Genomic DNA, 26,485 nt, shown 5'->3' on the forward strand with positions numbered 1-26,485 from the left:
GACAGGGCAAGCCCAGCGCCGGACCGACATATTGCGAAGGTTCCCACGTGACTCAGCCGATTTCTCCGCTCCGCATTCCGCAGGAAGCCAAGGACCGCCTCAAGATCATGTTCATCGCCAAGCACGCGCTGGGCGACGGCACGCTGCACCCCGAGGACGGCAACCACGCCGTCTATCACCATGAGGTGCGCACGATCCTGGAGGGGCTGGGCATCAACCTCGTGCTCGCCAACAAATACGAGGCGCTGTTCGAGAATCCGGGGGTCGACTTCGTTTTCCCGCTGCTCAACCGCGGCGGCTTTCTCAATTCGGAGATGATGCTGCCGCTGCTCTGCACGCGGCTGGGCATTCCCTATCTGGGTGCATCGCCGATCCTGCGGGGCTTGTCCGACGACAAGCATCTGACCAAGCTCGAGGCGAAGGCGCGCGGCATTCCGACCGCGCCCTGGGCGATCTACCGGCGCGGCGCGCCCGTGCGCGAGGCCGATTGCCCGATGGCCGAGCGCATGGTGATCAAGCCCAATGCCTCCTCGGCGAGCTGGGGCGTGGGCGATGCCGGCGACTGGGCGGGGGTCAGGGCCGCGGTCGCGGGCATCCACGATCAGGGGCATGACGCGATCGTCGAACCCTTCCTCAACGGCAGCGATGTCGAGGTGCCCGTCATCACCGTGAACGACGAGCCCGCCGTGATGCCGATGATGATGTTCCGCCAGGCCGATCCAACGCATCTGCGTACCTATTGGGAAAAGCGCGATCTGGTCGATCGGACGCAGAAGTACGAGCTGTTCGCGTTCGAGGACAAGGAATGGCAGCCCAAGATCGACGCGCTGACGCGCAAGATGGTCGAGGTGTTCCGGCCCTTCGACTATGGCCGCTATGAATTCCGCCTCGACGAGGAAAAGGGCGAGGTGCAGATGCTCGAGGTGAACCTCAACTGCAACCTCTGGTCGCAGAAGGTCTATGGCCGTTCGGCGGTGCTCGCGGGGCTGACGCAGGAGCAGCTCATCGAGACGATCCTGTGCGAGAGCCTTGCGCGCCACGGCCTGATCGAGCGGGACGCGATCGCTTGAGCTACGGCGCATTCACCGTCCTGATCCTCGCGGCGCAGCGGACGGGGCAGGAGAATCCGCTCGCGGTCGAGCACGGCGTCAGCCACAAATGCCTGGTGCCGATCTGCGGCAAGCCCCTCATCGCGCACGTGCTCGATACGCTGACGACGATGGACGATCTGCGGCTGATCCGTATCTCGATCGAGCCCGAAGCAGTGGCGGCGCTGACGCCGCTGATTGAGAGCTATGCGCCATCGGGCGTGAAGATCGAATTCGTTCCCTCGGCCGAAAGCATCGCGGATAGCGTGCTGATTGCGGCCGCGGGCGTCGACGGGCCCTATGTCATCACGACGGCGGACAATGTGCTGCTGACGCATTTCGCGGTGAACGAGATGCGCCGCGCCTTTGCCGAAGGTGCCGATGTGACCGCCGCGCTCGCCACCAGGGGCGGCGTGCTAGCGGCGCATCCGGAAGGACAGCGACGCTTCTACGAGTTCAGCGACGACGGCTATTCCAACTGCAATCTTTACGGGATCGCTGGGGCGAAGGGGATGAAGGCCGCCGAAATCTTCCGCGAGGGCGGCCAGTTCGCCAAGAATCCGAAGCGGCTGATCAATGCCTTTGGCCTCTTCAACATCCTGCTGATGAAGTACAAGCTCATATCGCTGAAAGGCGCAATGAAGCGGGTTTCGCGGCGCTTCGGACTGAAATTCGACGGCGTCGTGCTCGCCGATGGCAGCCACGCGATCGACGTCGACAATGAGCGCACCTATCGCATCGCCGAGGGCTTGCTCGCAAAAAGGCTGGGGCAGGCATAAGGGTCTTTCATCCTTTGCCCCGATTGACTATCGGCTGTCCGCAATTGTGACGCGAAGGACCTGAGCGAGATGGCCGAATTCACGCTGCCCAAGAACAGCAAGATCAATTCAAAGGGCAAGACCAACAAGGCTCCGGCGGGCGCGACCAACGTCAAGAGCTTCAAGGTCTATCGCTACGATCCCGACTCGGGCGAGAATCCGCGCTACGACACCTTCGAAGTCGACCTCGACACCTGCGGACCGATGGTGCTCGACGCGCTTATCAAGATGAAGAACGAGCAGGATCCCTCGCTCACCTTCCGTCGCTCCTGCCGCGAGGGCATTTGCGGGTCGTGCTCGATGAACATCGACGGGCGCAACACGCTCGCCTGCACGCACGCGATCGAGGACTGCAACAAGGACGTCCAGATCACCCCCTTGCCGCACATGGAAGTGATCAAGGACCTTGTCCCCGACTTCACGCATTTCTACGCGCAATATGCTTCGATCAAGCCTTGGCTGCAGACGGTTACGCCGCCGCCATCGGGCAAGGAGCGCCTGCAGAGCCCCGACGACCGCGCCAAGCTCGACGGTCTCTACGAATGCATCCTGTGCGCCTGCTGTTCGACCTCATGCCCGAGCTATTGGTGGAACAGTGACAAGTTCCTCGGCCCCGCGATCCTGCTCCAGGCCTATCGCTGGCTGGCCGACAGCCGCGACGAGATGACGGGCGAGCGACTCGACGAGCTGGAAGATCCGTTCCGCCTCTATCGCTGCCACACGATCATGAACTGCTCCAATGTCTGCCCCAAGGGGCTGTCGCCTGCGCGCGCGATCGCCGAGGTGAAGAAGATGGTGGTCGAACGGCAGCTTTGATCCGGTTGGCCCCAATTTCTTCCTTTGCCGTCATCCCAGCGAAAGCTGGGATCCAGACAATGTTGGAGAAGGTCAGAGAGGGTTGCGGGCATTGCTTGGATCCCAGCTTTCGCTGGGATGACGTAAAAGGGGTAGCATGAGCGCACCCGCCTTCATCCACGAACCCGACCCCGACAATCCGGGCTGGCTGATCTGGCAGTTAAGCGATCCGACCCGCTTCAACGCAACGCTCGGCAAGCTCCTCGTGCGACTGGAACCTGATGGGCAGGCGCGCGTGCGCATGTTCCCCGAACGCCCGCATTCCAATCTCGCCAACAATGTCCATGGCGGCGTGACGCTTGCGTTCATCGACGTGTCGCTGTTCGCGGCCTCGCGCATGTTCGGGCTGATCGAGGCTGCGAGCGCGGTAACGCTCGACCTGTCCACCCAGTTCATGGGTGCCGGGCGCGTCGGTGAGCCCCTCGATGCCACGGTCGAGCTGCTGCGCGAGACGGGGCGGCTGCTGTTCCTGCGCGGACTCGTTGTTCAGGGCGACGAGCGGATTGCGAGCTTTGCGGGGACGATCCGCAAGTCGGTCAGAAGATGATCACCGTCCTTCAGAAATATGAGGCGCTGCTGCGCGCGGGCGAGCTTCGCGAGGATTCCGAGCAGCGCACGGTCGCCGAACGGCTGGATCATCTCCAGCAGGTGCTGCAGGCCGCGCCGCGCAAGGGGTCTATACTGTGGCGGTTGGCGCGCTCCAAGCCCGAGGTTCCGCGCGGCCTTTATATCTGGGGAGGGGTCGGGCGCGGCAAGTCCATGCTGATGGACCTGTTCTTTTCGTGCCTCGACATCAAGCGCAAGCGCCGCGTTCATTTTCACGAGTTCATGATGGAGGTCCATGACCGGCTGCGCGTCGAGCGCCAGAAGGAGGCGGGCGACCCGATCCCGCCCGTGGCCGAGGCGATCGCGGGCGAGGCGCGGCTGCTCGCGTTCGACGAGATGGTGGTCAACAACAGCGCAGACGCCATGATCCTGTCTCGACTGTTCACCGCATTGCTCGAACAGGGCGTCACGGTGGTCACCACCTCGAACCGGCCGCCGCGCGATCTCTACAAGGACGGGCTCAACCGCGAGCATTTCCTGCCCTTTATCGACCTGATCGAAGAGCGGCTCGACGTGCTGACGCTCAACGGCCCGGTCGATTACCGGCTCGAGCGGCTGGGGGGATGCGACACCTGGTATGTTCCTGCCGATCCTGTGGCCACGGTCGCGCTTAGAAGCGCATTCTTCCGACTGACAGATTATCCACCCGAGGACGCCGCGCATGTGCCGAGCGAGGATATTCCGGTGCCCGGCGGTCGTACGATGCACGTACCCAAGAGCCTGAAGGGGGTCGCCGTCTTCTCGTTCCGGCGGCTCTGCACAGGCGCGCGCGGGGCCGCCGATTATCTGGCGATCGCGCGGCGCTTCCACACCGTGTTCATCGTCGGCATACCCAGGCTGGGCCCGGAGAACCGCAACGAGGCGGCGCGCTTCGTGACGCTGATCGACGCGCTCTACGAATATAAGGTCAAGCTGCTTGCCAGCGCCGCGGCGGAGCCTGCGGAGCTCTATACGGAGGGTGACGGAAGGTTCGAGTTCGAACGTACGGTGAGCCGGCTGATGGAAATGCAGTCCGACGAATATCTCGCACTCGGCCATGGCGAAAACGGATCCGCGCTCAACATCATCCGCGCATCCTGAGCTTTAGGGGGCCACCGCTTACCGTTCGGGCTGAGCCTGTCGAAGCCTTCCAATTTCTCCGCGTCTCCGCGTCTCCGCGCGGGAAAAGAGATGTTCGCGCGAAGACGCGGAGGCGCGAAGAAGAAACGGGAAGGAATGGGCTTAGACAGGCTCTGCCCCAACGGGGATGGACGCGCCCGACATCGCCGGTGGCGAAGCGCTCGTGTTGCAGGGGCTGGAACAATTGCGTGCTATATGGGTATTGTGCGCTTGGAAGGGTTACTCGCATGGTGGTCTTCGCGCTGCCTTGAGTGTTATTGCAATTCATTCGCAATCGCAAAGATTTTCGGCGATGCGAGCTTTTCCGCGGTTGCTCTATTAACTTTATGGGCCTAAGCGGTCGCCAATCTTGAATGGCTGCGGCCCGAGTCCTGTGGTCGCCTGGCCCTGATAAGGGAGAATGACTGCATGGCCCGGAAGAAGATCGCGCTGATCGGCGCTGGCAATATCGGCGGAACGCTCGCGCATCTCGCGGCGATCAAGGAACTGGGCGACATCGTCCTGTTCGACGTCGTCGAGGGCGTGCCCCAGGGCAAGGCGCTCGATCTCAGCCAGTGCGGCCCGATCGAAGGTTTCGACGCGAAGATCACCGGCTCGAACGACTATGCCGACATCGCGGGCGCGGACGTCATCATCGTCACCGCCGGCGTCGCGCGCAAGCCGGGCATGAGCCGCGACGACCTGCTCGGCATCAACCTCAAGGTCATGAAGGCCGTGGGTGAGGGCATCAGGAACAACGCCCCCGACGCCTTCGTCATCTGCATCACCAATCCCTTGGACGCGATGGTCTGGGCGCTCCGCGAGTTCTCAGGGTTGCCGCACAACAAGGTCGTCGGCATGGCGGGCGTGCTGGATTCGGCGCGCTTCAGCCACTTCCTCGCCGACGAATTCCAGGTTTCGGTGCGCGACGTGAACACGTTCGTGCTCGGCGGCCACGGCGACACGATGGTCCCCGTCGTTCAGTATTCGACCGTCGCGGGCATCCCCGTGCCCGACCTGATCAAGCAGGGCCGCTCGACCAAGGAGCGCATCGACGCGATTGTCCAGCGCACGCGTTCGGGCGGCGGCGAGATCGTCGCGCTCCTGAAGACCGGCTCGGCCTATTATGCGCCCGCGACCAGCGGCATCGCGATGGCTGAGGCCTATCTGCGCGACCAGAAGCGCCTGCTGCCCTGCGCCGCCTATGTCGACGGCAAGTACGGCCTCGACGGGCTCTATGTTGGCGTCCCCGTGATCATCGGCAAGGACGGTGTCGAGCAGATCGTCGAGATCGAGCTGGATGACGAAGCCAGGGGCAACCTCCAGGTCTCGGTCGACGCGGTCAAGGAACTGCTCGACGCGTGCAAGGGGATTGACGAATCGCTGAAATAGTACCCCGGCGAAGGCCGGGGTCCAGTTCGATGCATGGAACTGGATACCGGCCTTCGCCGGTATACTGGAAGGCCGACGTCCATGAACAAACGCGGTTTCGTTTACATCATGGCGAGCAAGCGAAACGGGACATTGTACATCGGGGTTACGAGCGATCTGGTGAAGCGGGTGTGGGAGCACAGAAACGGCCGGATTGAAGGTTTCACCAAGAAATACGGCTGCAAGATTCTGGTTTGGTATCAGGTGTTCGAAACGATCGAAGCTGCGCGGGGCCGGGAATTGCAGATGAAAGAATGGCGGCGAAACTGGAAGCTGCGTGAAATCGAGGCGATGAATTCGGATTGGAACGATCTGTATCCGTCGTTGATCTGACAACTGGACTCCGGCCTTCGCCGGGGTACTCAAAAGGCGAAACGAGTTTATGAGCATCCTCGTAAATGCGAACACCAAGGTGATCACGCAGGGCTTTACCGGCGCGCAGGGCACCTTCCACTCCGAACAGGCGATTGCATACGGCACCAAGGTTGTTGGCGGTGTGACGCCGGGCAAGGGCGGCACGACGCATATCGGCCTGCCCGTGTTCGACACGGTCGAAGAAGCGGTGAAGAAGACCGGCGCCGATGCATCGGTGGTCTATGTTCCACCCGCATTTGCCGCAGACTCGATCCTCGAGGCGATCGACGCCGAAGTGCCGCTGATCGTGTGCATCACCGAGGGTATTCCGGTGCTCGACATGGTCAAGGTCAAGCGCGCGCTTTCGGGCTCCAAGTCGCGGCTGATCGGCCCCAACTGCCCCGGCGTGCTGACCCCGGGTGAATGCAAGATCGGCATCATGCCCGGCGGCATCTTCAAGAAGGGTTCGGTGGGTGTTGTGTCGCGCTCGGGCACGCTTACCTATGAAGCCGTGTTCCAGACCTCCAACGAAGGCCTTGGCCAGACCACCGCGGTCGGCATCGGCGGCGATCCGGTCAACGGCACCAACTTCATCGACGTGCTCGAACTGTTCCTTGCCGACGACGCGACCGAGTCGATCATCATGATCGGCGAGATCGGCGGCTCGGCCGAAGAGGAAGCCGCGCAGTTCCTCAAGGACGAAGCCAAGCGCGGCCGCAAGAAGCCGATGGTTGGCTTCATCGCGGGCCGCACCGCGCCTCCGGGGCGTCGCATGGGCCACGCCGGCGCGATCGTCTCGGGCGGCCAGGGCGGCGCCGAGGACAAGATCGCAGCGATGGAAGCCGCGGGCATCCGCGTCTCTCCCAGCCCCTCCGAACTCGGCACCACGCTGGTCGAGGTTCTGAAGGGCTGAGGCAAATACCTCGCCCCTGGAAAGGGGAGAGGATACTGAAGCTTGGCGGCTTGCCGCCTAGCAAAAGTTGGTGAGGGGTTGAGCGAGGCGCAGCCTCGCGTGATTGCTGAGCAATCACTCACCCCTCACCCAGCTTCGACTAGCCCCAGCCTGCTGGGGCAAGTCTGCGCAACCCTCTCCCCTCAAGGGGCGAGGGATGGAGAATGAAAATGGGTTACGAAGGCCAGGATTTCGACGACATCGCGGGTGTGAGCCCGGGCTTTGTCGAGGGGCTTTACCGCGTCTACCAGGCGCAGCCGGACAAGGTCGAGCCCGCGTGGCGCGCCTGGTTCGAGGGACTGGACAACGCTGTCGCAGGGCCGAGCTGGGCGAAGAGCAACTGGCCCCTGCGCGACACCGACGCGCTGACGGCTGCGCTCGACCCGATGCAGATGCAGGTCGAGGCGAAGCCCGACGCGAAGAAGGCTGCTGCACCCGCACCGGTGGCGCTGGCCGGCGACGTCGCCTCGGCAGCCGCCGACGCGATCCGCGCGCAGATGCTCATCCGCACCTATCGCGTGCGCGGGCATCTGGCCGCCAATCTCGATCCGCTGGGCCTGACCCAGCGCGAACTGCCTGCCGACCTGACCCCTGAATATCACGGCTTCTCAGCCGCCGATCTTGACCGGCCCGTCTATCTGGGCGGCACGCTTGGCCTCGAAAAGGCGACCGTTCGCGAAATCGTCGACATCCTGCGCGCCAACTACTGCGGTAATGTCGGCCTCGAATACATGCACATCGCCGATGTCGAGGAGCGCCGCTTCCTGCAGGACCGCATGGAGGGCAAGGACAAGGTCATCGAGTTCACCCCCGAGGGCAAGCGCGCCATTCTGGCGGCAGTGATCCGCGGCGAGCAGTACGAGAAATTCCTCGGCAAGAAATATGTCGGCACCAAGCGCTTCGGCCTTGATGGCGGCGAGTCGATGATCCCCGCGCTCGAGGCGGTGATCAAATATGGCGGCCAGATGGGCGTGCGCGAGATCTGCTACGGCATGGCGCACCGCGGGCGCCTGAACGTGCTCGCCAATGTGATGGCCAAGCCCTATCGCGTCATCTTCCACGAATTCTCGGGCGGCTCGGCCAATCCCGACGATGTCGGCGGCTCGGGCGACGTGAAATACCATCTCGGCACCTCAACCGACCGCGAGTTCGACAACATCAACGTCCATATGTCGCTGGTGCCCAACCCCTCGCACCTCGAGGCGGTCGACCCCGTGGTGCTCGGCAAGGTTCGTGCCCAACAGACCTTCTATGACGATCTCGAGGAGCATGATCAGGTGCTTCCCGTGCTCATCCACGGCGATGCCGCGTTCGCGGGGCAGGGCATTGTCTGGGAGACTTTGGGCTTCCAGGGCATCCGCGGCTATGCGACGGGCGGTTGCATCCACTTCATCATCAACAACCAGATCGGTTTCACGACGAGCCCGCAATTCGCGCGCAACTCGCCCTATCCCTCGGACGTCGCCAAGGGCGTTCAGGCGCCGATCTTCCACGTCAACGGCGACGATCCCGAGGCGGTGACCTTCGCGTGCAAGATGGCGATCGAATTCCGCCAGAAGTTCGACAAGGACATCGTGATCGACATGTGGTGCTATCGCCGCTTCGGTCACAATGAGGGCGACGAACCGAGCTTTACGCAGCCGCTGATGTACGCCGCGATCAGGCAGCATCCCGGTGTCAGCAAGATCTATGGCGACCGGCTGATTGGCGAGAAGATGGTCGACCAGACTTGGATCGACGACAACACCAAGGGCTATGTCGACCTGCTCGAGGACGAGTTTTCGGCGGCCAAGGGCTACAAGCCCAACAAGGCCGACTGGTTCGCCGGTCGCTGGTCGGGCCTCAGTCTGCCCGCCGACCGTGACATCACAAACCGCGCGATCGAGACCGGCGTCGAGAAGAAGCTGTTCGACAGCATCGGCCGTACGCTGACCGAGGTTCCCGAGGGGCTCAACATCCACAAGACGCTGGCGCGCGTGATCGACGCCAAGCGCGAGATGTTTCGTTCGGGCGAGGGCTTCGACTGGGCGACGGGCGAGGCGCTGGCCTATGGCACGCTGCTTTCCGAGGGCTTCAGCGTCCGTCTTTCGGGTCAGGACTCAGGGCGCGGTACCTTCAGCCAGCGTCACGCGGTCTGGGTCGATCAGACCACCGAGGCGCGCTACGTGCCGCTTTCGCAGGTTCCGCACGGCCGGTTCGACGTGCTCGACAGCCCGCTCTCCGAATTCGGCGTGCTTGGCTTCGAATATGGCTATGCCATGGCCGATCCCAAGTCGCTGGTGCTCTGGGAAGGGCAGTTCGGCGACTTCGCCAATGGTGCGCAGGTGATCATCGACCAGTTTATCGCCGCGGGCGAGGCCAAGTGGCTGCGCGCCAACGGCCTCGTGATGCTGCTGCCGCACGGCTATGAGGGGCAGGGCCCCGAGCACAGCTCGGCGCGCCTCGAACGCTACCTCCAGCTCTGTGCGGGCGACAATATGCAGGTGTGCAACATCACCACGCCGGCCAATTATTATCACGTGCTGCGCCGGCAGATGCACCGCACCTTCCGCAAGCCGCTGATCATCATGACGCCCAAGTCGTTGCTGCGGCACAAGCTGGCGGTGTCGAAGACCGAGGATTTCCTCGGCGACAGCCACTTCAACCGCATCGTCTCGGATACCAATCCGGCGGCCGACAAGGATACGAAGCGGCTGGTGCTGTGCTCGGGCAAGGTCGCCTATGACCTGATCGAGGCGCGCGACGCTGCGGGTGACAGGAACACGCAGATCGTCCGGATCGAGCAGCTCTATCCTTTCCCCGGCGAGCAGCTCACCACTCGCCTGAAGCGCATGACCAACCTCGAAGAGGTCGTGTGGTGTCAGGAAGAGCCGAAGAACAACGGTGCGTGGTTCCTCGTCGAACCTTATGTCGAGCAATGCCTTGCCGATGCGGGCCGTGCGCCGATGCGCGCACGCTATGCGGGACGTGCGGGCTCGGCCTCACCCGCCACGGGCTTTGCCTCGCGTCACCTGATCGAACAGGGCGCGCTCATCGCCGATGCACTCGGACATAATGTCCGCGAAGAAGTTCGCCGCCAGAAGAAGGGTTGAAAACAATCATGGCAACCGAAGTCAAAGTCCCCGTCCTGGGCGAATCGATCACCGAAGCCACCGTTGGCGAATGGCTCAAGAAGCCGGGTGACGCCGTCGCCGTCGACGAGCCCATTGCCAGTCTCGAGACCGACAAGGTCGCGGTCGAGGTGCCATCCCCCGTCGCGGGCGTGATGGGCGAACAGGTCGTGAAGCCGGGCGACACCGTTCAGGTCGGCGCGCTGATCGCGATCATCGAGGAAGGCGGCGCGGCCGCCGCTGCTCCCAAGGCCGCGGCGCCCGAGCCTGCCAGGGCCGAGGCTGCGGCGCCCGCACCCAAGGTGGAGGCGCCTGCCGCTGCGCCCGCGAACGACGACCACATCATGACGCTTTCGCCCGCGGTCCGTCGCCTCGTCCTCGAGCATGGCCTTGATCCGAGCGCGATCAAGGGCACCGGTCGCGACGGCCGGCTTACGAAGGAAGACGTGCTCGCGGCGGCCGAGGGGCACAAGGCCGAAACGCCAGCAGCGGCGCCCGCCGCGGCTACGGTGCTGGCGCCCGTCGGCGCCCGCAAGGAAGAGCGCGTCCGCATGACGCGCCTGCGTCAGACGATCGCCAAGCGGCTCAAGGACGCGCAGGACACCGCCGCGATCCTCACCACTTTCAACGATGTCGACATGACTGCGGTCATGGAAGCGCGCGCGAAATACAAGGATCTCTTCGAGAAAAAGCACGGCGTGCGGCTGGGCTTCATGGGCTTCTTCGTGAAGGCCGCGGTGATGGCGCTCAAGGACATGCCCGCGGTCAACGCCTCGATCGAGGGCGAGGAGATCGTCTACCACGATTATGTCGACATCTCTGTTGCGGTCTCCGCGCCCAACGGGCTCGTCGTCCCCGTGATCCGCGATGCGCAGGACATGAGCGTCGCGACGGTCGAAAAGACGATCGGCGACTTCGGCAAGCGCGCCAAGGACGGCACGCTCAAGATGGAAGAGATGAAGGGCGGCACTTTCACCATCTCCAATGGCGGCGTGTTCGGCTCGCTGCTCTCGACCCCGATCATCAATCCGCCGCAGTCGGCGGTGCTCGGGCTTCACCGCATCGACGAGCGACCCGTGGTGGTGAATGGCGAAATCGTCATCCGTCCCATGATGTATCTGGCACTCAGCTACGATCACCGTCTGATCGATGGACGCGAGGCCGTGACCTTCCTTGTCGCCTTGAAGAATGCGATCGAGGATCCGACGCGGTTGCTCATCGACCTGTAAATATTATCCTGTGCAATCTTGACCGTGCTCCTGCGAAAGCAGGAGCCCATGCTGGAGAACGGACACGAAGGCTGGTTTTGTCTATCTGATGGCGAGCAAGCGCAACGGGACATTGTATCTCGGCGTGACGAGCAATCTGGCTCAGCGCGTCTATCAGCATCGCAACCGGCTAATTGACGGGTTTAGCAAGGAGTATAGCTGCACGCGTCTCGTGTGGTTTGCCCAGTTCGACGACTTGCAGGATGCACGCGCCTGCGAGCTGCGAATGAAGAAGTGGAAACGTGCGTGGAAGGTGCAGCTTATAGGGGAGCGAAATCCCGATTGGGATGATCTGTTCTTGGGCATTGCGCGATAACAGACATGGGTTCCTGCTTTCGCAGGAACACGATTGAGGTGATGTATGGCTGAGTTTGATTTCGACGTTCTGGTGATCGGTTCGGGTCCGGGCGGCTATGTGGCCGCGATCCGTGCGGCACAGCTTGGCCTCCGGACAGCGTGCGCCGAGAGCCGCGAGACGCTGGGCGGCACCTGCCTCAATGTTGGCTGCATCCCCTCCAAGGCGCTGCTGCACGCTTCCGAGCTGTTCGAGGAAGCGCATAACGGCACGCTGGCCAAGTTCGGCGTCGTGACCAAGGGGCTCAGCCTCGACCTTGGCGCCATGCACGGCGAGAAGGATGTGGCGGTCAAGGGACTGACCGACGGCATCGCCTTCCTGTTCAAGAAGAACAAGATCGAGTGGCTCAAGGGGCATGGCAAGTTCACCGGCCCCAACACCGTCGCTGTCGGCGGCAAGAGCGTGACCGCGAAGAATATCATCATCGCGACGGGCTCCAGCGTGACGCCGCTGCCCGGCGTCGAGATTGACCAGAAGGTCGTGGTGGATTCGACGGGCGCGCTCGCGCTGCCCAAGGTGCCCGAGCATATGGTCGTCATCGGCGGCGGCGTGATCGGGCTCGAACTGGGTTCGGTCTGGCGCCGCCTCGGCGCAAAGGTGACCGTTGTCGAGTTCCTCGACCAGATCCTGCCCGGTTTCGATGGCGAGGTCCGCAAGGAATCGGCCAAGCTGTTCAAGAAGCAGGGCTTCGACATCAAGACCTCGACCAAGGTCACCGGCGTGACGGTGAAGGGCAAGAAGGCCACCGTCACGGTCGAACCCGCTGCTGGCGGTGCGGCCGAGACGATCGAGGCCGATTCGGTGCTCGTCTCGATCGGGCGTCGGCCCAATACCGATGGGCTCGGTCTCGATGCGATCGGGCTTCAGGCCAATAATCGCGGCCAGATCGAGGTTGGCCATGATTTCCAGACGTCGGTGAAGGGCGTCTACGCGATCGGCGACGTCACCCCGGGCCCGATGCTCGCGCACAAGGCCGAGGATGAGGGCATTGCCGCAGCGGAATTCATCGCCGGCATGACCGGGATCGTGAACCATGACGTGATCCCGAGCGTGGTTTATACCCATCCGGAAATCGCTGGCGTGGGCCTGACCGAAGAGCAGGCCAAGGAAAAGGGCGCGATCAAGACGGGCAAGTTCCCGATGATGGCCAACAGCCGCGCCAAGACGATCCGCGACACCGACGGCTTCGTGAAGGTGATCGCCGATGCGGAGACCGACCGCGTGCTGGGCGTATGGATGGTCAGCTCGGTTGCGGGCACGATGATCGCGCAGGCGGCGCAGGCGATGGAGTTCGGCGCGACGTCCGAGGATATCGCGTACACCTGCCACGCGCACCCGACCCACTCGGAAGCCTTCAAGGAAGCCGCGATGGCGGTGCAGGGCAAGCCGATCCACATCTGAGGCATACAGGGCAGAGCCTGATCGTTGGAGGTGGAAGCGCTACGCGCTTCCGCCGAAAGCGTGAATCAGGCTCTGTTCAAATGGTTGCGGCCTTGATCGTTTCAGGCTGACTGAGCCTGAAACGATCAAGGCCCGGGGAACCAATTGCCCGGCCCAGCGCTCTCTTCCATGCAAACTGCATGGGAGAATTGTGTGAACAAGGCCGTATTGCTGCTGTGTCCGGGGCTGCTCTTGGCAAGTGCCTGTGGATCAAAGGCTTTGTCGCTTCCCGCCGACCCGATTGAAAGCGCTGCTACCTGCGGCGTGGTCGCAGCAGCCCAGGCGCGTGAGGGCCAGACCAATATCAGGGCGCCACTCAGCATGGAGGCGCAGGGCAATATCCTCCGCTATCCGTTGGCCATCGGCGCGCGCAGCACCGAGTTCGCGCAGGACGACGCGGCGGCGGTGATCAAGGGCATGTCCGACCGCGCTGATGCGGTGATCGAAAGCGACTGGAAGGAACTGATAGGGCCTTGCGCCACGGCCTATCCCGCGCCGGCAGGTACGCCGCGCCTGCCCGATGATCCTTATCAGGCGGCGCTGGGTTGCGAAGCACTCGGCCGCTTCATGCGTGCCGCGCTCGCCAGCGACGGGCGCTATGAGGAGGTGATGGCCGGCTACAACAAGCTCGAGACGAGCCTCGACTCAAAGCTTGCGCCGCTGCTCGCAAAACATGGCAAGAGCTCAACCGAGGCTGCCCAGACCGAAAAGCGCAAGGCAATGACCGCCTTTGCGAAACTCGGACGGCCGGATCAGGTGATGGAAGCCTGCGTCGCCCGTTATACGTGATCGGCGGTCCCACGCTCGCCATATTTGAGCGCCGTTTGGGCTGAGCCTGTCGAAGCCCACTTCTTTTCTCCGACAAGGGGAAGAAGGAAAGGGCTTCGACAAGCTCGGCCCGAACGGTTTAGAAAGGCTGCGAAAAGGGGGCGTCTTGCAGGAAGTTGAAATCGGAACATTGCTCGCGATGCTCGACCTGCTCGGCATCGCGGTGTTCGCCGCCTCGGGCGCACTTGCGGCGGCGAACAAGCAGCAGACGATCGTCACCTTCGCGTTTTTCGCACTGGTGACGGGCGTCGGCGGCGGGACGGTGCGCGATCTGCTGATCGGCGCTCCCGTATTCTGGGTGCATGACTGGCGCTATCCCGCGGCCTGCCTTGCGACCGCATTGCTGATCTGGGTCACCCCCAAGCACATCTGGCGACCCAAGGCGCTCGACTGGTTCGATGCGGTAGGCCTCGCCGCCTATGCGGTGTTCGGCGCCGCGAAATCGCTGTCCTTCGGCATTTCACCGCTGCCCGCGATCATGATGGGGGTTATCACCGCCTGCGTGGGCGGCATCATCCGCGAGATCCTCGCGCATGAGCCGTCTATCCTGCTTCGGCCCGAACTCTACGTCACCGCCGCCGCGCTGACCGCGGCGTTGTTCGTCGGACTGGTCGTGGCAGGCATAGCCTATCCCGTTGCCGCGGTCGTTGCAGCGGTCGCGGGGTTCATGCTCAGGGGGCTCGCAATCTGGAAGCAACTCGCGCTGCCAGCCTATCGCGGCTAGCTCGGCCCGACGACGCCCACATCCTTGAACGGCTTGGGATCGAGCGGCGGGTTGGCGGCTTCGTTCAACTCACGCTGCCACATGCCGATATCGTACCACTGGCCGTTCTTGAAACCCATCTCGCGGCAGACGCCGGCACGGCGGAAGCCAAGCGATTCGTGTAAGCCTATGCTGTATTCGTTGGGCAGGGACAGCACCGCGATCGCCTGGGTGAAATCCTGCTTGGTCAGCGTCTCGATCAGCGCGGAATAGAGCAGCCGCCCGAAACCCTGACCACGCTGGACATTGCCGCCCAGATAGATCGAGGTCTCGACGGTGTAGCGATAGGCGGGGCGTTCGCGGAACTTGCCCGCATAGGCATAGCCCATCACCGCATCGTCATCTTCGGTCGTCGCGACGAGCCAGGGATAATAGCCGTCGCATGAGGTCATGCGCTGCGCCATTTCCTCGGGCGTGGGCGGGGTCGTCTCGAACGAAATCGCGGTGGTGGTGACGTAAGGCATGTAGATGGCCGCGATCTGCGTGGCATCCTTCGGCTCGGCGGCGCGGATACGGATCATTGCGCGAACCATCCGAGCATGCGGGCAACGAGCGAGCTATCGACTACGGGCATTTTTCCCCCTTCAACCGGACATTCGAGACACTGGGCGCGGACGACTGGTCCCTGCGCCAGCCGTTCCGCATCTTTGACCGCGCGGAACACGGTCATCATGCGTGCCTGCGCCAGGCGCGCGAGCAGATCCGCCTGCTTCCTGCTGTCATCCTCGTCGCGTGTCCAGCCCTGAAACAGCGTCGCCGCGAAGCCGGGTTGGCGCTCCAGATACTCGGCGTGAACCTTGGCCGGGTCGAGCTTGGCGCGGCGCGCCGCCTCGGCGATCGCTTCCTCGATCCCCCCGAACTGGTCGACAAGGCCAAGCTGCCGCGCGGTGCCGCCGTCCCAGACGCGACCCTGCGCGATGCCATCGACCTTCTCCACCGGCAGGTTGCGTGCCTTGCTGACGAGGCCGAGGAAGCGGGCATAGGTATTCTCGATGCTCGACTGGATCACCGCGTCGAAGGTTTCGTTGGTGCCGCCGATGATATCGGGCTGCCCCGAAAGCGGCGTGGTTGCAACGCCGTCGCTGGTGACGCCGATCTTGGCGAGCGCATTTTCGAAAGTCGGGATGATCCCGAACACGCCGATAGAACCGGTAATGGTCGTAGGCTCGGCGAAAATCCGGTCCGCCGGCGTCGAAACCCAATAGCCGCCCGATGCCGCGACCGAGCCCATCGACACCACGACGGGCAAGCCCTTGGCCTTGGCCTGAAGGATCGCCTGACGGATCCTTTCGGATGCGAGCACCGATCCGCCGGGCGAATCGACGCGCACGACAAGCGCCTTCAAATCCTTTTCGGCAAGGCCATCGAGGATCAGCTTCGCGATGCTTTCGCCGCCTGCGGTACCGGGCAGCGCCTCACCATCGACGATTTCGCCCGCCACGGTGATGACCCCGATCGCGTCGCCCGAGGAGGGCACGGGATTGGCGGCGATCCAGTTGGTCAGCCTGGTATGCTTGAAGGCGCCTTCACCCTTGCCGCTGTCCGCCCCGGCGATTTCGGCCACGCGCCTGCCAAAGGCGATGCGGTCGCCGAGCGTGTCGACCAGCCCCGCGCGCAGGGCGGCCTGGGCGAGATCGCCGCCCGCGGCCGCGATCTGCTGCTGGGGCTGCGCGATGAAGGCTGCGAGCTGCGCCTTGGGACGCGCTTTGGCAACATCGTCCTGCCAGTTCTGCCACAGCGCCCCGGCGAGCGCCTGATCTGCCTGTTTCGCTTCGGGCGACTGGTCGGCGCGGGTATAGGGCTCGATCGCGGATTTGTAGGTGCCAACGCGGTATACCTTGGTGGTAACGCCCAGCCGGTCGATCAGGCCTTTGTAATAGAGACGCGAGCCGCCGGGCCCAGTGAACAGCGTCAGCCCCATGGGATCGAGCCAGACCTCGGAAGCATGCGCCGCGAGCTGGTAGCTATCGTCGCTATAGCCTGTCGCATAGGCCAGCACGGGCTTCTTCGCCTTGCGGATCGTGTCGACCGCCTCGGCAGCGCGCTGGATCGCCGCCTGGCCGCCGCCCACGAAGCTGTCGAGATCGAGCACGACGACCTTGATCCTGTCGTCGGTCGCTGCGGTTTCAAGCGCCCGGACCACGTCGCGCAGCCGGTGCTGCCTGACCGCATCGGTCGCGCCTGCCAGCAGGCTCAGCGGATCCACCTCTTCGGGCTGTTCGACAAGCGTTCCCGAAAGGTCGACGAGCAGCGCTCCCGCTGTGACATCCGCCGGATTGGGACGCGCCGAGAGCGCCGCCCAGAGCAGCACGAAGAAGAGCAGCATGAAGAGAAGCACGAGCGCATCCTTCACGCCCACCAGCAATTTCCAGGCACCGCGCACGAACGACACGAATTCGTCTCCCGATCAGGATTGACCCTTTTGGGGCTATAGGAGCGCGCGCGCGCTGTAAACGCCGGCGTTGATCGCCGCTGATCCGGACCATGGCGCGGCTTGCCGATTCCTGACGCGCGATTGCAAAAAATCGCTGCTAGTCCCCTTGACCATGTATCGGGGCAGGCACATATGCCCGCCGTTGGCACTCGTCGAAGATGAGTGCTAATTCCGATTTACAACCGTCGGACAAGGGGGTGCGGGCAGTGGTTGCTGCGTCCCCTGTCCCTAGAGAAAAGAAGGTGACGCGCATGAAATTCCGTCCGTTGCACGATCGCGTTCTCGTCCGCCGCGTCGAGGCCGAGGAAAAGACCGCTGGCGGGATCATCATCCCCGATACGGCCAAGGAAAAGCCGCAGGAAGGCGAAGTCGTCGCCGCCGGCGCCGGCCTGAAGGCCGAAGACGGCAAGGTGACGCCGCTCGACGTCAAGGCGGGCGACAAGATTCTGTTCGGCAAATGGTCGGGCACCGAGGTCAAGATCGACGGTGAAGACCTGCTGATCATGAAGGAAAGCGACATCCTCGGGATCGTCGGCTAACCGCCACGCCCTTTTCCACTCATTCGAATAATCAGAAAGTAGAGGTTGAAGATCATGGCAGCGAAAGAAGTCAAGTTTTCGCGCGACGCGCGCGAGCGCATCCTGAAGGGTGTCGACATCCTCGCCGACGCGGTGAAGGTGACCCTGGGCCCCAAGGGCCGCAACGTCGTCATCGACAAGAGCTTCGGTGCGCCCCGCATCACCAAGGACGGCGTCACCGTCGCCAAGGAAATCGAGCTCAAGGACAAGTTCGAGAACATGGGTGCCCAGATGGTGCGCGAAGTGGCCTCGAAGACCAACGACATCGCGGGTGACGGCACCACCACCGCCACCGTGCTTGCGCAGGCGATCGTCCGCGAAGGCATGAAGTCGGTTGCCGCCGGCATGAACCCGATGGATCTGAAGCGCGGCGTTGATCTGGCCGTCTCCAAGGTCGTCGAGGATCTCAAGGCGCGCTCCAAGCCCGTTTCGGGTTCGAGCGAGATCGCACAGGTCGGCATCATCTCGGCCAATGGCGACCGGGAAGTCGGCGAAAAGATCGCCGAGGCCATGGAAAAGGTCGGCAAGGAAGGCGTGATCACCGTCGAGGAAGCGAAGGGTCTCGATTTCGAGCTCGACGTCGTCGAGGGCATGCAGTTCGACCGTGGCTATCTGAGCCCTTACTTCATCACCAACCCCGAGAAGATGCAGGTCGAACTCAACGACCCCTACATCCTCATTCACGAGAAGAAGCTCTCCAACCTCCAGGCGATGCTTCCGATCCTCGAGGCCGTGGTGCAGTCGGGCCGTCCGCTGCTCATCATCGCCGAGGACATCGAGGGTGAGGCTCTGGCCACGCTCGTCGTCAACAAGCTGCGTGGCGGCCTCAAGGTCGCTGCCGTCAAGGCTCCCGGCTTCGGCGATCGCCGCAAGGCGATGCTCGAAGACATCGCGATCCTGACCAAGGGCGAAGTGATCTCCGAGGATCTCGGCATCAAGCTCGAAACCGTCACGCTCGGCATGCTCGGCACCGCCAAGCGCGTCACGATCGACAAGGACAACACCACCATCGTCGATGGCGCCGGTGAAGCCGATGCGATCAAGGGCCGCGTGGAAGCCATCCGCCAGCAGATCGAGAACACCACCAGCGACTACGACAAGGAAAAGCTCCAGGAGCGTCTTGCCAAGCTCGCCGGCGGCGTTGCCGTGATCAAGGTTGGCGGCGCCACCGAGGTCGAGGTGAAGGAGCGCAAGGACCGCGTCGACGACGCACTGCACGCCACGCGCGCTGCGGTTGAGGAAGGCATCGTCCCCGGTGGCGGTACCGCTCTCCTCTATGCCACCAAGGCGCTCGACGGCCTCAAGGGTGCGAACGACGACCAGACCCGCGGCATCGACATCATCCGCAAGGCGATCACCGCCCCCGTCAAGCAGATCGCGCAGAATGCCGGTCATGACGGCGCTGTGATCTCGGGCAACCTGCTGCGCGAGAATGACGAAACCAAGGGCTTCAACGCCGCGACCGACGTCTATGAAAACCTGGTTCAGGCAGGCGTGATCGACCCGACCAAGGTCGTCCGCACCGCGCTTCAGGATGCGGCATCGGTTGCCGGTCTGCTGATCACGACCGAAGCGTCGATCGCCGAACTGCCCGACGACAAGCCCGCCATGCCCATGGGCGGCGGCGGAATGGGCGGCATGGGCGGCATGGACTTCTGATCCGGATCAAGGCGGGCGGAGCATCGCTTTCGCCCGCGATCCGGCCGATCAGGTCTGCCGTTTTTCGGTACGCAAAAGAAGGGCCGGGGGCATCCCCCGGCCCTTTTTTCGTTTGTTATGCAAGGCTTTTGATGGGTCGGTCTTCAGGTGCTGGTGGCCTGCAGACGGCGCTTTTCTGCGTTTCGGGAGCTCACCTGCTTTAAGTACGCTGCGCGCTGGTTCTCGAAAGGCACCGTTTTCGCCTCTGGCTATTGCCGTGCGGGATCGGGCCAGATCTTCGAGTCGGCCATGCCATTGTCCGGCGCGGCCATGCCGTTGGCCATGGGACGCGCTGCAGCACTGTTGTTGGCGTCGTCGAGCATTTCGGCGGCGTCGTTAAGCGCCTGCACCTCGCCCGTGGTCACGCCTTCTGCACCCGGATCATTGTCCGACGCACCGCATCCGGCTGTCGCCACCAAGAGCGCCAGCATGCTGATACGCTTCATCGTACGGCCTCCTCTCATATGACAAGGGCCGCGCCCCCGGGGATGGAAGCGCGGCCCGATCTACTTCACTGGAAAGCGATCAGTGCTTCACTTCCTCGGCGCCTTCCTTGAGCGCATTGCCGGCCGCGTCGAGCGTGTTCGCGGTTGCGTTGGCGGTTGCCGCAGCGGCGTTATCTGCTGCGCTCTCTGCCGCGCCGATCGCGCCCTCACCGACATTGGCAACATCGGTGGCGGCGTTGTCCACGGTCGCCTCGGCGTCGCTCGCGACAGCATTCGCGGCTTCTGCGGTTTCGTCCTGCGCCTTTTCGCTGCAGGCAGCGAGGCCCAGCGCAGCAGCAAGAACGAGCGATGCAGTGATCGTCTTTTTCATGGATTTTCCCTCCTGTTGATACCCTATGGCCATCTTCGTGCATGGCCCGTTTGGCCAGGGTCGACCCTTTGCCCATGCGCCGCATTGTCTAACCGCTCGATTTCGGCCGCGCAACACGCCGCGCGCCGAACCCCGGTAACTGCTCCGCGGCGGGACAGTGTAGTGCGGCTATCAGTCTGCGATAGAAGTGCTTCGTTGACCACATATAAAGAAATCTTTATATGATGAATTCATGAACCGTTCGCTCGACATCTTCCGTGCGCTTGCCGATCCGACGCGGCTGCGCATCTTCGCGCTGCTGCGCCAGATGGAGCTGTCTGTTGGCGAATTGGCACAGACGCTTGGGCAAAGCCAGCCACGCGTGTCGCGCCATGTCAAGATCCTCGCCGATGCGGGGCTCACCGCGCGCCGCCGCGAGGGGAGCTGGGTGTTCCTGACGCTTGGGCAGGCGCATGTCGTGGCGCCGCTGATCGAGGCGCTCGACGCGTGGAGCATCGGTGCGACTGATCCCTGGCAGGCCGCCGACGCTGCGCGTCTCGCCGCGGTTCGTGGCGATCGCGCGGCTGCGGCCGAACGCTATTTTGACCAGCATGCCGAGCAATGGGATGCGATCCGCAGCCTCTATGTCGCTGAAACCGAAGTAGAGGCGGCGATGCGTGCGCTGCTCGACGGCGAGCCGATCGGCCGGCTGGTCGATATCGGCACGGGCACGGGACGGATGCTTGCGCTGTTCGGCCATAATGCGGAGAGCGCGACGGGCGTTGATCGCAGCCCGCAGATGCTTCGCCTCGCGCGCGCCAAGCTTGCCGAGGCGGGGCTCGATAGCGCGGAACTGCGGCAGGGCGATATGTACGCGGTGCCGCTCGTCGATGGCTCGGCCGATACCGTCGTGTTGCACCAGCTTCTCCATTTCGCGCAAGTGCCCGAAGCCGCGATCACGGAAGCGGGGCGTTTGCTTGCTGCGGATGGCCGCCTGCTGATCGCTGACTTCGCGTCGCACGAGCGCGAGGAGCTGCGCAGCGAGGATGCGCATGCACGATTGGGTTTCGCCGACGACCAGATCCGCCATTGGTTCGCCGATGCCGGACTTTCGATCGAGGCGATCGAGGAATTGAAGGGCGGCGAGCTGACCGTGAAGCTTTGGCTCGGCCGCCGTAGGGAACAGAAAATGACACAAAGGAAAGCGGCATGACCTTCACCTTGAGCCAGTTGGAGGAAGCGCGCCGCGCGCTCGATGCCCCGCTGTTCGCCGATCTTGCGGGCGATGCGCAGGTGTCGTTCGAGTTCTTCCCGCCCAGGACCGAGAAGATGGAGCAGACGCTCTGGGAGGCGATCCAGGCGTTGGTGCCGCTGGGCCCCCGCTTCGTTTCGGTCACCTATGGCGCGGGCGGATCGACACGCGAACGCACGCACGCGACGGTGGCGCGGATCCAGAGCGAGACGCCGATCCCGGCGGCGGCGCACCTGACCTGCGTCGAGGCGAGCAAGGCGGATATCCGCGAGATCGCCGAAGCCTATTGGGAGGCGGGCGTGCGCCATATCGTGGCGCTGCGCGGTGACCCGCCCGTGATGGGCAGCAAGTTCGCGCCGCATCCCGAGGGTTTTGCGGGTGCGGCCGATCTGGTTGCAGGACTCCGGGAAATCGCGCCCTTCGAGATTTCGGTCGCGGCCTATCCCGAAACGCATCCCGAGGCGCAGAGCGGTCAGTCGGATCTCGACAATCTGAAGCGCAAGCTCGACGCCGGCGCCAATCGTGCGATCAGTCAGTTCTTCTTTTCGCCCGACTGTTTCTTCCGCTTCCGCGACCGTGCGGCGGCGGCGGGGATAGACGCCGAGATCGTGCCCGGCATCCTGCCCGTCTCCAACGTCGCGCAGACGCGCAAGTTCGCGGCGATGTGCGGCGCGGCGATCCCGCCCTGGATGGACAGGTTGTTCGAGGGGCTCGACGACATGCCCGCCGCGCGCCAGCTCGTCGCCGCGACGATCTCGGCCGAGCTCTGCCGCAAGCTCTATGCGGGCGGCGTCCGTCATTTCCACTTCTACACGCTGAACCGCGCCGAGCTGAGCTACGCCATCTGCCATCTGCTCGGATTGCGGCCCAAGGCCGATGCGCAGGAGAAAGCCGCATGAACGCCCGTGAACGCCTGGTCGAGGCCGCGTCGAGCCGCATCCTGCTCACCGACGGCGCCTTTGGCACCGAGATCCAGAACTACAAGCTCGACGAGGCGGCCTATCGCGGCAATCTCGATCTTGCGCGCGACCAGAAGGGCAATAACGACATCCTCGCGCTGACGCGGCCTGAGATCGTCGAGGCGATCACGCGCGCTTATCTGGAGGCGGGATCTGACATCGTCTCGACCAACACCTTCTCGGCAAACGTCATCAGCCAGGCCGACTATGCCGCCGAGCATCTGGTGAAGGAGATCAACATTGCCTCCGCCCAGATCGCACGGCGCGAGGCCGATGCGATGCAGACGCGCGATGGCCGCCCCCGCTTCGTCGCGGGCGCGATCGGGCCGACCAACAAGACGCTTTCGCTCTCGCCCGACGTCAACGACCCCGGCTTTCGCGAGATCGACTTCGACTATCTGAAATCGGTCTATCGCGAGCAGATCGACGCGCTGCTCGATGGCGGGGTGGACTTCATCCTGATCGAGACGGTGTTCGACACGCTCAACGCCAAGGCGGGCATCATGGCCGCGCTCGAGGCGGGTGAGGCGCTGGGCCGCGACGTGCCGATCATGGTGTCGATGACGCTCACCGATCTTTCCGGCCGCAATCTGTCCGGGCACACGGTCGAGGCATTCTGGCACGCGGTGCGCCATGCCAGGCCCGTCACGATCGGGCTCAATTGTTCGTTCGGGGCCGAACAGCTCCGCCCGCATGTGCAGGTGCTCTCGGGCCTCGCCGACACGCTGATCATGGTCTATCCCAATGCGGGGCTGCCCAACGAGCTCGGCGAGTATGACGAGCTGCCCGAGCAGACCGCGAAACTGGTCGGCGAATGGGCGGGCAAGGGGCAGGTGAACATCCTCGGCGGCTGCTGCGGATCGACCCCCGCGCATATCGCGGCGATGGCTAAGGCGGTGGCGGGGCTAGAGCCGCGCCGCATGCCGACGCCGCCGGTGGTGACGCGCCTGGCCGGCCTCGAACCGATGATCATGGCGGCGTGAAAGCCCTGAAACGAAAACACCGTTCGCCCTGAGCTTGTCGAAGGGCCGTCCTTCACTGGACACGGAAAATAACGAGAAAGGGCAGGGCTTCGACAGGCTCAGCCCGAACGGTATCTGGAAGATAAAAAGACGTGACAACCCAATCCACCGCCTCTTTCGTCAATATCGGTGAGCGCACCAACGTCACGGGATCCGCGGCGTTCAAGAAGCTCATCATGGCCGGCGATTATCCCAAGGCGGTCGAAGTCGCGCGCCAGCAGGTCGAGAACGGCGCGCAGATCGTCGACGTCAACATGGACGAGGGCCTGCTCGACGCCGAGTTCGCGATGACGACCTTCCTCAAGCTCATCGCGGCTGAACCCGATATCGCGCGTGTGCCGATCATGATCGACAGCTCCAAATGGAGCGTGATCGAGGCGGGGCTCAAGTGCGTCTCGGGCAAGCCGATCGTCAATTCGATCAGCATGAAGGAGGGCGAGGAGGAGTTCCTCAAGCACGCGCGCAAGGTGATGGCCTATGGCGCCGCGGTTGTCGTCATGGCGTTCGACGAGACGGGGCAGGCGGACACGAAGGATCGCAAGATCGAGATCTGCGAGCGCGCCTACAAACTGCTCATGGGCATCGGCTTTCCGCCCGAGGACATCATCTTCGATCCCAATGTCTTCGCGGTGGCGACGGGGATCGAGGAGCACAATAATTACGGCGTCGATTTCATCGAGGCGACGCGCGAGATCAAGAAGCATTGTCCCCACGTCCATATCTCGGGCGGGCTTTCCAATCTGAGCTTCAGCTTCCGCGGCAACGAGCCCGTGCGCCGCGCGATGCACTCGGTGTTCCTGTACCACGCTATCCCGGCGGGCATGGACATGGCCATCGTCAATGCCGGCCAGCTCGACGTCTATGACACGATCGATCCCGAACTGCGCGAGGCGTGCGAGGATGTGATCCTCAACCGCGATCCCGAAGCGACCGACCGGCTCATCGCGCTTGCCGAGAAGTTCAAGGGCACCGATGCGGTCGCTGAAAAGGCGGCCGAGGAATGGCGCGGATGGGATGTCGCCAAGCGGCTGGAGCACGCGCTGGTCAAGGGCATCGACGCGCATGTCGTCGACGATACCGAGGAAGCGCGCCAGCTCTTCGCTCGCCCGATCGAGGTGATCGAGGGGCCGCTGATGGACGGGATGAACGTCGTCGGCGACCTGTTCGGATCGGGCAAGATGTTCCTGCCGCAGGTGGTGAAATCGGCGCGCGTGATGAAGAAGGCGGTCGCGCACCTGCTGCCCTTCATCGAGGCGCAGAAGGAACCCGGCGCCAAGGCCAAGGGCTGCGTCGTGATGGCGACGGTCAAGGGCGACGTCCACGATATCGGCAAGAACATCGTCGGCGTCGTGCTCCAGTGCAACGGCTTCGAGGTGATCGACCTTGGCGTGATGGTCGCGTGGACCGACATCCTCAAGGCCGCCAACGAGAATGACGCCGACATGATCGGGCTGTCGGGGCTCATCACGCCCTCGCTCGACGAGATGGTGACGGTGGCAGAGGAGATGCAGCGCGCCGAAATGGCGATCCCGCTACTGATCGGCGGCGCAACAACGTCGCGCGTGCATACGGCGCTTCGCATCGACCCCGCGTACAAGGGACCCGTCGTCCATGTGCTTGACGCCAGTCGCGCGGTCGGTGTCGCCTCGACCTTGGTTAGCGATACCCAGCGCGATCCCTTTGTCGCGAAGACCGCGGCGGACTATCAGGCGGTCCGCGAAGCGCGCGAGGGCAAGGGGCAGAACGCGCTCGTGCCGATCGTGGCCGCGCGCGCCAACGCCTTCCCAACCGATTATGCGCAGAAGCCCGGTGCCCCCAAACAACCCGGCGTGCACCGTTTCGACGACTGGTCGCTTGAGGATCTGCGTCAATATATCGACTGGACGCCCTTCTTCCGCTCGTGGGAGCTGGCGGGCAACTATCCTGCGATCCTCGAAGACAAGATCGTCGGGGAGAGCGCGAGCAGCCTTTTCGCCGATGCGCAGGCGATGCTCGACAAGATCATCGCCGAGAAGTGGCTGACCGCGAAGGGCGTCGCCGCGCTCTGGCAATGCCGCCGCGAGGGTGACGACGTGCTGATAGAGACGGGGAGCAACTCTCCGTTCGTCCCGAGCGAAGTCGAGGGACGTGTCTCGACTTCGCTCGACACAAACGGCGCCTCTTCCATCGTCCGCATGCCCTTTCTCCGCCAGCAGATCCAGAAACGCGAGGGCCGGCCGAACATGTGTCTCGCCGACTTCATCGATCCCGCAGGCGACTGGATCGGCGGCTTCGCGGTCACCGCGGGGCACGGCATCGAGCCGCATCTGGCGCGCTTCAAGGCCGATAATGACGATTATTCGGACATTCTGCTCAAAGCGCTGGCCGATCGCCTTGCCGAAGCCTTTGCCGAGCGGATGCACCACCATGTCCGCACCGAGCTTTGGGGCTATGCCGAGGGAGAGCAACTCACCAACGAGGCGCTGATCAAGGAGCAGTATCGCGGCATCCGCCCCGCCCCGGGCTATCCCGCATGCCCCGATCACAGCCAGAAGCCGCTGCTGTTCGACATGCTGCAGGGTGGCGAGGGTGGCGATCCCGCGGGCATCACGCTCACCGACAGCTTCGCAATGCTTCCCACCGCCGCGGTCTCGGGCTTTTATTTCGGGCATCCCGACAGCGAATATTTCGGCGTGGCACGGATCGACCGCGACCAGCTCGAGGAATATGCGGTGCGCCGGGGCGTCGATCTGGCGACCGCGGAACGCTGGCTCAGGCCCAATCTGGACTGATCGCAAAAAA

At 63.6% G+C, this 26,485-nt stretch carries 24 protein-coding genes; 20 read left to right on the forward strand and 4 right to left on the reverse strand.

Going from position 1 to position 26,485, the window contains the following annotated elements:
* The first annotated feature begins 47 nt into the window (after window positions 1-47).
* The 14 genes from D3876_RS09290 (at window position 48) to D3876_RS09355 (ending at window position 14,927) form a co-directional block, all read left to right on the forward strand.
* The gene (locus tag D3876_RS09290; protein ID WP_119763659.1) at window positions 48-1,070 is read left to right on the forward strand and encodes a D-alanine--D-alanine ligase family protein; all 1,023 of its coding nucleotides are present in this window, start codon (window positions 48-50) and stop codon (window positions 1,068-1,070) included.
* Window positions 1,067-1,867 (forward strand): NTP transferase domain-containing protein, encoded by an 801-nt coding sequence (locus D3876_RS09295; RefSeq protein ID WP_238475313.1) that lies wholly within the window; start codon window positions 1,067-1,069, stop codon window positions 1,865-1,867. Before D3876_RS09290 ends, D3876_RS09295 begins: the two co-directional genes overlap by 4 nt.
* 69 nt (window positions 1,868-1,936) lie before the next feature.
* A complete protein-coding gene (locus tag D3876_RS09300; RefSeq protein ID WP_119761621.1) occupies window positions 1,937-2,722 on the forward strand; it encodes a succinate dehydrogenase iron-sulfur subunit in 786 nt (261 codons plus the stop codon).
* Window positions 2,723-2,858: 136 nt separating this feature from the next.
* Window positions 2,859-3,308, forward strand: a complete 450-nt coding sequence (locus D3876_RS09305; RefSeq protein ID WP_119761623.1) for a PaaI family thioesterase — start codon at window positions 2,859-2,861, stop codon at window positions 3,306-3,308.
* Entirely contained in the window at window positions 3,305-4,447 is a 1,143-nt protein-coding gene (zapE, locus tag D3876_RS09310) for a cell division protein ZapE (protein WP_119761625.1), read from the forward strand. The genes D3876_RS09305 and zapE overlap by 4 nt, the downstream gene beginning before the upstream one ends.
* A gap of 447 nt (window positions 4,448-4,894) precedes the next feature.
* Window positions 4,895-5,857, forward strand: a complete 963-nt coding sequence (gene mdh / locus D3876_RS09315) for a malate dehydrogenase (RefSeq protein ID WP_119761627.1) — start codon at window positions 4,895-4,897, stop codon at window positions 5,855-5,857.
* Between the two features lie 81 nt (window positions 5,858-5,938).
* Window positions 5,939-6,229: a GIY-YIG nuclease family protein gene (locus D3876_RS09320; protein ID WP_119761628.1), complete on the forward strand. Its 291-nt coding sequence runs from the start codon at window positions 5,939-5,941 to the stop codon at window positions 6,227-6,229.
* 49 nt (window positions 6,230-6,278) lie between these two features.
* On the forward strand, window positions 6,279-7,163 hold the full coding sequence (gene sucD, locus D3876_RS09325) for a succinate--CoA ligase subunit alpha (protein WP_119761630.1): 885 nt from the start codon (window positions 6,279-6,281) through the stop codon (window positions 7,161-7,163).
* 209 nt (window positions 7,164-7,372) lie between these two features.
* Window positions 7,373-10,294 carry a 2-oxoglutarate dehydrogenase E1 component gene (locus D3876_RS09330; protein ID WP_182911967.1) on the forward strand — a complete coding sequence of 974 codons (2,922 nt, stop codon included), beginning with the start codon at window positions 7,373-7,375 and terminating at the stop codon, window positions 10,292-10,294.
* An 8-nt stretch (window positions 10,295-10,302) separates the two neighbouring features.
* A complete protein-coding gene (gene odhB / locus D3876_RS09335; RefSeq protein ID WP_119761634.1) occupies window positions 10,303-11,541 on the forward strand; it encodes a 2-oxoglutarate dehydrogenase complex dihydrolipoyllysine-residue succinyltransferase in 1,239 nt (412 codons plus the stop codon).
* An 85-nt stretch (window positions 11,542-11,626) separates the two neighbouring features.
* Window positions 11,627-11,896 (forward strand): GIY-YIG nuclease family protein, encoded by a 270-nt coding sequence (locus D3876_RS09340; protein WP_274378989.1) that lies wholly within the window; start codon window positions 11,627-11,629, stop codon window positions 11,894-11,896.
* Window positions 11,897-11,941: 45 nt separating this feature from the next.
* Window positions 11,942-13,336 (forward strand): dihydrolipoyl dehydrogenase, encoded by a 1,395-nt coding sequence (gene lpdA, locus D3876_RS09345; protein ID WP_119761637.1) that lies wholly within the window; start codon window positions 11,942-11,944, stop codon window positions 13,334-13,336.
* 192 nt (window positions 13,337-13,528) lie between these two features.
* Entirely contained in the window at window positions 13,529-14,164 is a 636-nt protein-coding gene (locus tag D3876_RS09350; protein ID WP_147417630.1) for a hypothetical protein, read from the forward strand.
* Window positions 14,165-14,342: 178 nt separating this feature from the next.
* Window positions 14,343-14,927: a trimeric intracellular cation channel family protein gene (locus D3876_RS09355; RefSeq protein ID WP_119761640.1), complete on the forward strand. Its 585-nt coding sequence runs from the start codon at window positions 14,343-14,345 to the stop codon at window positions 14,925-14,927.
* Here the strand turns inward: D3876_RS09355 and D3876_RS09360 are convergent.
* The gene (locus D3876_RS09360; RefSeq protein ID WP_119761642.1) at window positions 14,924-15,487 is read right to left on the reverse strand and encodes a GNAT family N-acetyltransferase; all 564 of its coding nucleotides are present in this window, start codon (window positions 15,485-15,487) and stop codon (window positions 14,924-14,926) included. The genes D3876_RS09355 and D3876_RS09360 overlap by 4 nt on opposite strands.
* Complete coding sequence (gene sppA / locus D3876_RS09365; protein WP_119761644.1) at window positions 15,484-17,358, reverse strand: signal peptide peptidase SppA; 1,875 nt, start codon at window positions 17,356-17,358, stop codon at window positions 15,484-15,486. The genes D3876_RS09360 and sppA overlap by 4 nt, the downstream gene beginning before the upstream one ends.
* A 293-nt stretch (window positions 17,359-17,651) precedes the next feature.
* Between sppA and groES the strand changes: the two genes are divergently transcribed.
* Window positions 17,652-17,939: a co-chaperone GroES gene (gene groES / locus D3876_RS09370; RefSeq protein ID WP_119763663.1), complete on the forward strand. Its 288-nt coding sequence runs from the start codon at window positions 17,652-17,654 to the stop codon at window positions 17,937-17,939.
* A 54-nt stretch (window positions 17,940-17,993) separates the two neighbouring features.
* Complete coding sequence (gene groL, locus D3876_RS09375) at window positions 17,994-19,637, forward strand: chaperonin GroEL (RefSeq protein ID WP_119763661.1); 1,644 nt, start codon at window positions 17,994-17,996, stop codon at window positions 19,635-19,637.
* 248 nt (window positions 19,638-19,885) lie between these two features.
* On the opposite strand, the gene D3876_RS09380 is transcribed toward groL, so the two are convergent.
* Together D3876_RS09380 and D3876_RS09385 are read right to left on the reverse strand one after the other, a co-directional pair.
* Entirely contained in the window at window positions 19,886-20,122 is a 237-nt protein-coding gene (locus D3876_RS09380) for a hypothetical protein (protein WP_119761645.1), read from the reverse strand.
* 79 nt (window positions 20,123-20,201) lie between these two features.
* Window positions 20,202-20,492 carry a hypothetical protein gene (locus tag D3876_RS09385; RefSeq protein ID WP_119761647.1) on the reverse strand — a complete coding sequence of 97 codons (291 nt, stop codon included), beginning with the start codon at window positions 20,490-20,492 and terminating at the stop codon, window positions 20,202-20,204.
* Window positions 20,493-20,724: 232 nt separating this feature from the next.
* Between D3876_RS09385 and D3876_RS09390 the strand changes: the two genes are divergently transcribed.
* From D3876_RS09390 to metH, 4 genes are all read left to right on the forward strand, one after another.
* Complete coding sequence (locus D3876_RS09390; protein ID WP_119761649.1) at window positions 20,725-21,684, forward strand: ArsR/SmtB family transcription factor; 960 nt, start codon at window positions 20,725-20,727, stop codon at window positions 21,682-21,684.
* Window positions 21,681-22,622: a methylenetetrahydrofolate reductase gene (metF, locus tag D3876_RS09395; protein ID WP_119761650.1), complete on the forward strand. Its 942-nt coding sequence runs from the start codon at window positions 21,681-21,683 to the stop codon at window positions 22,620-22,622. Before D3876_RS09390 ends, metF begins: the two co-directional genes overlap by 4 nt.
* Window positions 22,619-23,665, forward strand: a complete 1,047-nt coding sequence (locus D3876_RS09400) for a homocysteine S-methyltransferase family protein (protein ID WP_119761652.1) — start codon at window positions 22,619-22,621, stop codon at window positions 23,663-23,665. Before metF ends, D3876_RS09400 begins: the two co-directional genes overlap by 4 nt.
* Window positions 23,666-23,796: 131 nt before the next feature.
* Window positions 23,797-26,475, forward strand: a complete 2,679-nt coding sequence (gene metH / locus D3876_RS09405; protein WP_119761654.1) for a methionine synthase — start codon at window positions 23,797-23,799, stop codon at window positions 26,473-26,475.
* The last annotated feature ends 10 nt before the right edge of the window (window positions 26,476-26,485 follow it).

Source organism: Sphingomonas cavernae (assembly GCF_003590775.1).
Classification (GTDB): Bacteria; Pseudomonadota; Alphaproteobacteria; order Sphingomonadales; family Sphingomonadaceae; genus Sphingobium_A; species Sphingobium_A cavernae.

Bases quoted from the DNA above. Each gene is read 5' to 3' on its own strand.
- D3876_RS09300 (WP_119761621.1), top strand. From the start codon at position 1,937: ATGGCCGAATTCACGCTGCCCAAGAACAGCAAGATCAATTCAAAGGGC.
- D3876_RS09305 (WP_119761623.1), top strand. From the start codon at position 2,859: ATGAGCGCACCCGCCTTCATCCACGAACCCGACCCCGACAATCCGGGC.
- zapE (WP_119761625.1), top strand. From the start codon at position 3,305: ATGATCACCGTCCTTCAGAAATATGAGGCGCTGCTGCGCGCGGGCGAG.
- mdh (WP_119761627.1), top strand. From the start codon at position 4,895: ATGGCCCGGAAGAAGATCGCGCTGATCGGCGCTGGCAATATCGGCGGA.
- D3876_RS09320 (WP_119761628.1), top strand. From the start codon at position 5,939: ATGAACAAACGCGGTTTCGTTTACATCATGGCGAGCAAGCGAAACGGG.
- sucD (WP_119761630.1), top strand. From the start codon at position 6,279: ATGAGCATCCTCGTAAATGCGAACACCAAGGTGATCACGCAGGGCTTT.
- D3876_RS09330 (WP_182911967.1), top strand. From the start codon at position 7,373: ATGGGTTACGAAGGCCAGGATTTCGACGACATCGCGGGTGTGAGCCCG.
- odhB (WP_119761634.1), top strand. From the start codon at position 10,303: ATGGCAACCGAAGTCAAAGTCCCCGTCCTGGGCGAATCGATCACCGAA.
- lpdA (WP_119761637.1), top strand. From the start codon at position 11,942: ATGGCTGAGTTTGATTTCGACGTTCTGGTGATCGGTTCGGGTCCGGGC.
- D3876_RS09355 (WP_119761640.1), top strand. From the start codon at position 14,343: ATGCTCGACCTGCTCGGCATCGCGGTGTTCGCCGCCTCGGGCGCACTT.
- D3876_RS09360 (WP_119761642.1), bottom strand. From the start codon at position 15,487: ATGATCCGTATCCGCGCCGCCGAGCCGAAGGATGCCACGCAGATCGCG.
- groES (WP_119763663.1), top strand. From the start codon at position 17,652: ATGAAATTCCGTCCGTTGCACGATCGCGTTCTCGTCCGCCGCGTCGAG.
- groL (WP_119763661.1), top strand. From the start codon at position 17,994: ATGGCAGCGAAAGAAGTCAAGTTTTCGCGCGACGCGCGCGAGCGCATC.
- D3876_RS09380 (WP_119761645.1), bottom strand. From the start codon at position 20,122: ATGAAGCGTATCAGCATGCTGGCGCTCTTGGTGGCGACAGCCGGATGC.
- D3876_RS09385 (WP_119761647.1), bottom strand. From the start codon at position 20,492: ATGAAAAAGACGATCACTGCATCGCTCGTTCTTGCTGCTGCGCTGGGC.
- D3876_RS09390 (WP_119761649.1), top strand. From the start codon at position 20,725: ATGAACCGTTCGCTCGACATCTTCCGTGCGCTTGCCGATCCGACGCGG.
- metF (WP_119761650.1), top strand. From the start codon at position 21,681: ATGACCTTCACCTTGAGCCAGTTGGAGGAAGCGCGCCGCGCGCTCGAT.
- D3876_RS09400 (WP_119761652.1), top strand. From the start codon at position 22,619: ATGAACGCCCGTGAACGCCTGGTCGAGGCCGCGTCGAGCCGCATCCTG.